This is a genomic window from Flavobacterium sp. ALJ2 (assembly GCF_015594725.1).
GTDB lineage: Bacteria > Bacteroidota > Bacteroidia > Flavobacteriales > Flavobacteriaceae > Flavobacterium.
In genome coordinates this window covers 1-541 of record NZ_JADNRC010000067.1, presented here as the reverse complement: position 1 = coordinate 541, position 541 = coordinate 1, and the positions used below count along the sequence as shown (strand labels likewise).

The 541-nt window shown below is 39.7% G+C and carries 1 pseudogene; it reads left to right on the top strand.

From position 1 onward, the window contains the following. Positions 1 to 541, top strand: a pseudogene (locus IUY40_RS19240) (gliding motility-associated C-terminal domain-containing protein); the annotation flags it as partial.

Genomic DNA, 541 nt, shown 5'->3' with positions numbered 1-541 from the left:
AGTTAGATTACTCGTAACAGTTACAATAATTGACCCAGCTAAACCAACAACTAATGATGATACCCAAGATTTCTGTTTGGTTAATAATCCAACAGTGGCAAATCTTCAGGTTAACGAAACAGGTGTTGTTTGGTACAGTTCACTAGTAAGTGTAACGCCATTAGATCCAACAACAGCTTTAGCCAATGGTACCTACTACGGAGCAATCCTGGACCCAGTAACCGGTTGTGCAAGTTCAGAAAGATTATTGGTAACCGTAACGGTAACAGATCCAGCTAAACCAACAACTAATGATGATACCCAAGATTTCTGTTTGGCAAATAACCCAACAGTGGCAAATCTTCAGGTAAATGAAACAGGCGTTGTTTGGTACAGTTCACTAGTAAGTTTAACGCCATTAGATCCAACAACAGCTTTAGCCAATGGTACCTACTATGGAGCAATCCTGAATCCAGTATCTGGTTGCGTAAGTTCAGTTAGATTACTCGTAACAGTTACAGTAACTGACTCATTAACTCCAACAACTAATGACGATACTCAG